At 35.4% G+C, this 1,845-nt stretch carries 2 protein-coding genes; one reads left to right on the top strand and one right to left on the bottom strand.

Annotated elements, in window-relative coordinates:
* A partial coding sequence (locus ACFIO3_RS12435) for a zinc ribbon domain-containing protein YjdM (RefSeq protein ID WP_375704527.1) occupies positions 1 to 159 on the top strand: 159 nt, incomplete at its 5' end.
* Positions 160 to 1,524: 1,365 nt separating this feature from the next.
* Here ACFIO3_RS12435 and ACFIO3_RS12440 read toward each other — a convergent pair.
* Positions 1,525 to 1,845 (bottom strand): NifU family protein (locus tag ACFIO3_RS12440; protein ID WP_375704552.1); only part of this gene is annotated, 321 nt, incomplete at its 5' end.

Below are 1,845 nucleotides of genomic sequence, written 5' to 3' on the forward strand. Positions count from 1 at the left end.
GTGATAAAAGATCTGAAAGTAAAAGGCGCTTCATCTGTTTTAAAAGGGGGGACGAAGGTAAAGAATATTCGCTTGGTGGATGGGGATCATAATATCGATTGCAAAATTCCTGGAATTGGTCAGATGAGTTTAAAGTCGGAGTTTGTGAAAAAAGTTTAGGCATTTATCTTCTTGCAATTGTTTGTGCATTTCGTTGGTTTGCTATCTTGACACTTTCATAGTTTTTTTCAATAGGGTTCTTTTCTTATTTCATAGATTACACCAATCAGATAGATGCAATATATGCTCTTATTGGGATATAAAAGCTACGTACAGCAATAATTTGGTTTATAAAGATAATTTACTGTTTTGCATGTTGAATGAGAGATCCAAATCTGTTCCATGTTGAATCAATCAAAATCATGTCTCTTGCATGTTACAATCGGGGAGAGCCGTGTGGAGTGACATGGTACAAGAAAGCAGTAAAAAGGCCTCTTATGAACCGTCTCAAGTGCCAAGGGCTATCGCAACCTTGAGGATTGGAAAAATATATATAGTAGAGAAATACTGACACTGTCTTTTCTTTTAAACATACTGTGATGAGAAGGGTTAGATGTTGATTTACAAGCAACAATAAAGGTACGCGCTTTATGAAGAGAACGATGCCGTAAAGTAACAAACTTATTTCTGCTGAATTGAAAAAATATTCTCACTTTTTCTCAAATGACCTCCAAAACAACCATAATAGATCTGATTTTACATTTATTTATTTTTACAAGTATTTGTACACATCTTTTGTGCTATATTTATGGAGATCAGATTCAAGCTGTTAGAGGGGAATTTTTGAGTCAAAAATAGGAAAAGATCGGTACGAGATACTGATAAGGTAGCATCATCATGCATTTTTTTCTAGCTCTCAATGTTGTAACAGTTCTTACATTTAAAAGTGTTCATAAGAGCTATTTAAAACATAGTTTTTGTTATTATTTAGTTTGTGATATGTGAGCGAATGATTTTGATTAAGTTCATAAAAACAGAATTGAAATAAGAAGGTTGTCTTCTAGAATTCTCATTCAAGTTGCAAAGAGTGATCCTTGTCGATTGGTTACGACAGAAGTATTTTCCATGAATTTATCGTTCGAAGCACTGAAAATAATGGGAAAAAGGGGATAAGCATGTGTTCTGTCTCACAATGTTTTTTTTGTAATGGGTTGTATTTTTGGGTAAAAATTGCATGATAAGATTATGAGATAAAATAAATTTAAAATGCGCATTCCTATGCGTTCTATTTTTATCGATTGGTTAGGTGAAACAACTCAATGTGCCTCTGCAAGGGGGGGAATGAAACCTTTTTAAAGCATAAGTGAAAGGTGAGACAAGATATCATTGTACAGATTTTTTTAAACAGTACAGTATTTTTATGACTGCATGACTTATGTTTGAAATTTCTGGGATAAAAAGGCGTAAAATTTTCACTACACATATTTGAGCGTTTTTGTTGGAGAGGGACAATTAGTGTGACCGTTTTGTATATTGAGGTCAATATTACTGTGGCATGGCTTCAACGCCTAAAACCTCAGGGATGAAATGGCGTAAAAGATTTTCAATACCATGTTTGAGTGTTGCTGTTGAAGAGGGACATCCAGCGCAGGCGCCCCGCATATTGAGGTAAACAATACCATTTTCAAACCCGCGAAAAGTAATGTCTCCACCGTCATTGGCAACAGCTGGGCGAATACGCGTTTCGAGCAGCTCTTTAATGGTTAAGACAATATCAGAGTCTTTCTCATCATAAAATTCTTCGTTAAGGGCATGGGTTTGTGCTTGTGTTGTGGCGTTGGTGGTGATCACTGGCTCATTGGATAG

Source organism: Bartonella sp. AD328YNZD, from assembly GCF_042196425.1.